This is a genomic window from Streptomyces poriferorum (assembly GCF_019399235.1).
GTDB lineage: Bacteria > Actinomycetota > Actinomycetes > Streptomycetales > Streptomycetaceae > Streptomyces > Streptomyces poriferorum.
In genome coordinates this window covers 1-5,094 of the sequence record NZ_JAELVH010000383.1, presented here as the reverse complement: position 1 = coordinate 5,094, position 5,094 = coordinate 1, and the positions used below count along the sequence as shown (strand labels likewise).

The following is a 5,094-nucleotide window of genomic DNA, read 5'->3' as shown; positions in this document are numbered from 1 at the left end:
AGCCCACCCGCGCCTCCGGCACGCAGGGGTGCACGGCCGAAGCGTCCGAGTAGCCGGGGTGCGCGGCCGAAGCAGCCGGGTGGGCCGGAGGCGCGGGTGGGCTGCCCGCGGACGGGCGCCCCGGGCACGGGCAGCCGGGCGCCCCGGCCGGGTGAGCGCGGAGTGACCGGTTGTGTGCGGTGCCACAGGGGGGCGGGCGGCTGCGGGGTTCCGGGTCGGATAGCCTGATCGCTGGATATCTCTTCACATCAAGATTCAGGGATGTCCAGCACCCGGGGCCAGGAGCCCCCACCGCCAGCTGTCTAACGGAGATCGCCATGACCCGCACTCCCGTGAATGTCACCGTGACCGGCGCAGCCGGCCAGATCGGCTACGCGCTGCTCTTCCGCATCGCCTCCGGCCACCTGCTCGGCCCGGACGTGCCGGTCAACCTGCGTCTCCTGGAGATCCCGCAGGGGCTGAAGGCCGCCGAGGGCACCGCGATGGAGCTCGACGACTGCGCCTTCCCGCTGCTGCGCAACATCGAGATCACCGATGACGCCAACGTCGGCTTCGCCGGCGCGAACGTCGCCCTGCTCGTCGGCGCCCGCCCGCGCACCAAGGGCATGGAGCGCGGAGACCTGCTCTCCGCCAACGGCGGCATCTTCAAGCCGCAGGGCAAGGCGATCAACGACAACGCCGCGGACGACATCAAGGTCCTCGTCGTCGGCAACCCGGCCAACACCAACGCGCTCATCGCGCAGGCCGCCGCCCCGGACGTACCGGCGGACCGCTTCACCGCGATGACCCGTCTGGACCACAACCGCGCGATCTCGCAGCTGGCCGCCAAGACCGGTGCCGCCGTCTCCGACATCAAGAAGCTGACGATCTGGGGCAACCACTCGGCCACCCAGTACCCGGACATCTTCCACGCGGAGGTCGGCGGGAAGAACGCCGCCGAGCTCGTCAACGACGAGGCCTGGCTGGCCGACACCTTCATCCCGACCGTCGCCAAGCGCGGCGCCGCGATCATCGAGGCCCGTGGCGCGTCCTCGGCCGCCTCGGCCGCGAACGCCGCCATCGACCACGTGCACACCTGGGTCAACGGCACCGCCGCGGGCGACTGGACCTCCATGGGCATCCCGTCGGACGGCTCCTACGGCGTCCCCGAGGGCATCATCTCGTCCTTCCCCGTCACCACGGAGAACGGCACGTACAAGATCGTCCAGGGCCTGGACATCAACGAGTTCTCCCGTGCGCGCATCGACGCGTCGGTGAAGGAGCTCACCGAGGAGCGCGACGCGGTCCGCGAGCTCGGCCTGATCTGATCCGTACGTCCCCCAGGGACACGCGGACGCCACCGCCCCCGGCAGCAGTGAGTCGCTGCCGGGGGCGGTGGCGTTTTCGGTACGGGCGGGGCCCTCAGGCCGTGCGGAGCCCGTCGGCGAATCCGCCCAGCGCCGCCATGGCCCGGCGCTGGAGACCGGGACCGAACGTGACGCGGGCCGCGCCCAGTTCGCCCAGGCGCCGCGGGCCCGGACCGTCGGGCCGGGCGAGGGCGTTCAGCGGCACGGGAACGGCGGCGGACAGACGGGGGAGCGCCTCGGGCGGCGCCATGATCGGGTAGACGCCGTCGGCGCCCGCCGCCACGTACAGCAGCGCACGGCGCACGGTCTCGGCCTCCTGGTCCACGCCCGCCGGAACGCCGGTGACATACGTGTCCACCCGGGCGTTGACGAACAGCTCGTCCCCGGCGGCCGCCCGCACCCCGGCCAGCCGGTCCGCCTGCCACCCGGCGTCCACGAGGACCCCGTCCACCGTGTCCTCCAGATTGCAGCCGACGGCCCCGGCGGTGAGCAGCCGCTCCACCAGCTCCCGGGGCGCCAGCCCGTACCCGGCCTCGATGTCGGCCGACACGGGTACGGAGACGGCACGGGCGATCCGCGCCACCGCCGCGAACATCTCGGCGGCGGGCGTGGCCCCGTCCTCGTACCCGAGCGAGGCCGCGACCCCCGCGCTCGGGGTGGCCAGGGCGGGGAACCCCGCGTCGGCGAGGACGCGGGCGCTCGCGGCGTCCCAAGGGCCGGGGAGGACCAGTGGGTCGCCGGGAGTGCGGCCGAGGTGCAGGGCGCGGAGGTCGGACGCGGTCATCGCGGATGGCTCCTGAGGTGGGTGGTGCGGGTGGGGTGCCTGGATCAGTGGTCGCCGGGGGTGTAGTGGCCCGGGACCATGCGCGTGGTCACGGCGAACCGGTTCCAGGCGTTGATCGCGATGATCGCGGCGATGAGGTGGGCGAGCTCGGTCTCGTCGAAGTGCTTGGCGGCCTTCGCGTACACCTCGTCGGGCACGAAGCCGTCGGTCAGGACGGTGACCGCCTCGGTCAGCTCGATCGCCGCGATCTCCTTCGGTGTGTAGAAGTGCTGCGACTCCTCCCAGGCGCTGAGCTGCACGATCCGCTGCACGGACTCACCCGCGGCGAGCGCGTCCTTGGTGTGCATGTCGAGACAGAACGCGCAGTGGTTGAGCTGCGAGGACCGGATCTTCACGAGCTCGGCCACGACCGGGTCGAGCCCCTTGGCGGCCGCGCCGTCCATGCGGGCCATCGCCCTGTAGACGTCGGGGGCGTGCTGGGTCCACTGCATGCGCGGGGTGTGCTCGGCGGTGTACTCGGAGGTCGTGGGGCTGTTCTCGTTCGTCGTCATGGATATGACGCTACGCGGTCAGTGGCGCACCTGTATGGTCCATTTCCATGACGGATCCCTGGGCCACTTTCGGTGCCGACCTCCACCTCGACCTGACCGGATCGAGCGGGCTGCGGACCGGTCTCATGGACGCCCTGCGGGAGGCGGCGCGCACCGGCCGGCTGGCGCCCGGGACCCGGCTGCCCTCGTCCAGGACCCTCGCCGCCGACCTCGGCATCGCCCGCAACACCGTCGCCGACGCCTACGCGGAACTGGTCGCCGAGGGCTGGCTCACCGCCCGGCAGGGCTCCGGCACCCGGGTCGCTCAGCGGTCCGAGCCCCGCCCGTCCGCCACCAGGACGCCGCGCACCCGGCCGCCCCGCAGCACTCCCGCGTACAGCCTGATGCCGGGCTCGCCCGACCTGGCCACGTTCCCGCGCGCCGAATGGCTGAAGGCGGCCCGCCGCGCCGTCACCCGCGCACCCAACGACGCCTTCGGCTACGGCGACCCGCGCGGCCGCATCGAGCTGCGCACCGTGCTCGCCGACTATCTGGCACGGGCCCGCGGCGTATACGCGGATCCCGAACGCATCATGGTCTGCGCCGGCTTCGTCCACGGGCTGAGGATGATGGGCGCGGTGCTGCGGGAGCGCCGGGTGCGTGAGGTGGCCGTCGAGTCGTACGGGCTGGACCCGCACACGGGCCTGCTCACCGGTGCCGGGCTGCGCACCCCCTGCCTGCCGCTCGACGGACTCGGCTCCCGGACCGGCGAACTGCACGGGATGCGGGGCGCGGGCGCCGTGCTCCTGACACCCGCGCACCAGTTCCCGACGGGCGTGCCGCTCCACCCCGACCGGCGGGCCGCGGCCGTCGACTGGGCGCGCAGCACCGGCGGGCTGATCCTGGAGGACGACTACGACGGGGAGTTCCGCTACGACCGCCAGCCGGTCGGCGCGCTCCAGGGCCTGGACCCCGAACGCGTCGTGTACCTGGGGACGGCCAGCAAGTCGCTGGCTCCGGGGCTGCGGCTGGGGTGGATGGTGGTGCCGCGGTCGCTGGTGGGCGAGGTGACCGCGGCCAAGGGCTGGAGCGACTGGGCGTCGAGCGCGCTGGACCAGCTGACCCTGGCGGAGTTCATCGCCTCGGGTGCGTACGACCGGCATGTGCGTTCCATGCGGCTGCGCTACCGCAACCGCCGCGATCAGCTGGTCGCGGCGCTGGCCGAGCGGGCCCCGTCCATCAAGGTCAGCGGGATCGCGGCAGGGCTGCACGCCGTGCTCGAACTCCCGGAGGGCAGCGAGGCCGAGGTGGTCCGGGCGGCGGCCTGGCAGGGGCTCGCGGTGCAGGGGCTGTCCTTCTTCCGGCACCCGGACGCCGAGGTGCGGCGCGAGGCGCTGGTCATCGGGTACGGAACGCCGACCGACAGCTCCTGGGCAGGCGCACTGGACGCCCTGTGCAGGATCCTGCCGTGAGAGCCGTGAGAGCCGTGAGAGCCGTGAGAGCCGTGAGAGCCGTGAGAGCCGTGAGAGCCGTGAGAGCCGTGAGAGCCGTGAGAGCCGTGAGAGCCGTGAGAGCCCGTGGGAGCCCGTGGGAGCAGAGGGAGCCGTGACTGCCATGGGGAGTGGTGAGAGCCCGTGGGAGCGGTGGGAGCGGTGCTGTGGGAGCCGTGAGCGCCGTCAGTCCGGCGTGCCCGGGACCGCGGGCTCCGGGGTGTCCGCCGGGGCCTCGCCGAACCGGGCCAGCGCCAGCGCTCCCGCCACGGCCACCGCGAAGCCGGTGACCGCGAGCCAGCCGAGACCGTCACGCGTACGGTCCCCGAGCCAGATGACGCCCACCAGCGCCGGCCCGATCGTCTCGCCCAGGACCATCCCGGCCGTCGCCGTCGTCACCGAACCCCGCTGCAGCGCCGAGGTCAGCAGCAGGAACGCCGAGCCGCCGCCCACCAGCAGCGCGTACACGGCGGGGTTGGTGAGCAGCGCGGCCGGCGACACGTCGTCGATCAGCCGGACCGCGACCTCCACCACCCCGAAACCGCAGCCCGCGCCGAGCCCGAGGACGAGGGCGCGCGCCCGCTCGGGCAGCCGGCCCGCCGCCGTGCCGATCAGCAGGATTCCGACGGCGATCCCGAGCATCCACCAGCGCAGCGCATCGGATCCGGCCGCGTGCCCCTCCTCGCCGGAGGAGAGCCCCAGCATGCCGAGACCGGCACAGACGACGGCGACGGCCGTCCACTCGGTGCCGCTCAGCCGCACCCCGAGCAGCCGGGCGGCGACGACGGCCGTCACGGCGAGACTCGCGGCCAGGGCCGCGCCCACCGCGTAGATGGGCAGGGAGCGCAGAGCGATGATCTGGAAGACGAAGCCGAGGCCGTCGAGCGCGAGCCCGGCCACGTAGCGCCACTGCCGCAGGGCCCGCAGCATGCCGAGACCGGCAC

Annotated in this window: 5 protein-coding genes and 1 pseudogene; 2 read left to right on the top strand and 4 right to left on the bottom strand. The window is 73.4% G+C overall.

The features are described from left to right. Window positions 1-317 precede the first annotated feature (317 nt). The gene (locus JGS39_RS36345; protein WP_219574035.1) at window positions 318-1,307 is read left to right on the top strand and encodes a malate dehydrogenase; all 990 of its coding nucleotides are present in this window, start codon (window positions 318-320) and stop codon (window positions 1,305-1,307) included. Window positions 1,308-1,401: 94 nt separating this feature from the next. Here the strand turns inward: JGS39_RS36345 and JGS39_RS36340 are convergent, their stop codons facing one another. Continuing rightward, on the bottom strand, window positions 1,402-2,130 hold the full coding sequence (locus tag JGS39_RS36340; RefSeq protein WP_219574034.1) for an isocitrate lyase/PEP mutase family protein: 729 nt from the start codon (window positions 2,128-2,130) through the stop codon (window positions 1,402-1,404). Window positions 2,131-2,174: 44 nt separating this feature from the next. Next, complete coding sequence (locus tag JGS39_RS36335; RefSeq protein ID WP_219574033.1) at window positions 2,175-2,681, bottom strand: carboxymuconolactone decarboxylase family protein; 507 nt, start codon at window positions 2,679-2,681, stop codon at window positions 2,175-2,177. Window positions 2,682-2,728: 47 nt separating this feature from the next. Here JGS39_RS36335 and pdxR point away from each other — a divergent pair, with 47 nt between their 5' ends. Beyond that, complete coding sequence (gene pdxR, locus JGS39_RS36330) at window positions 2,729-4,132, top strand: MocR-like pyridoxine biosynthesis transcription factor PdxR (protein ID WP_219574032.1); 1,404 nt, start codon at window positions 2,729-2,731, stop codon at window positions 4,130-4,132. A 47-nt stretch (window positions 4,133-4,179) separates the two neighbouring features. On the opposite strand, the pseudogene JGS39_RS42035 reads toward pdxR, so the two are convergent. Beyond that, window positions 4,180-4,257, bottom strand: a pseudogene (locus tag JGS39_RS42035) (hypothetical protein); the annotation flags it as partial. 79 nt (window positions 4,258-4,336) lie between these two features. After that, window positions 4,337-5,094: DMT family protein (locus JGS39_RS36325; protein WP_219574031.1), on the bottom strand; the 758-nt coding region annotated here is incomplete at its 5' end.

Bases quoted from the DNA above. Each gene is read 5' to 3' on its own strand.
- pdxR (WP_219574032.1), top strand. From the start codon at position 2,729: ATGACGGATCCCTGGGCCACTTTCGGTGCCGACCTCCACCTCGACCTG.
- JGS39_RS36345 (WP_219574035.1), top strand. From the start codon at position 318: ATGACCCGCACTCCCGTGAATGTCACCGTGACCGGCGCAGCCGGCCAG.
- JGS39_RS36335 (WP_219574033.1), bottom strand. From the start codon at position 2,681: ATGACGACGAACGAGAACAGCCCCACGACCTCCGAGTACACCGCCGAG.
- JGS39_RS36340 (WP_219574034.1), bottom strand. From the start codon at position 2,130: ATGACCGCGTCCGACCTCCGCGCCCTGCACCTCGGCCGCACTCCCGGC.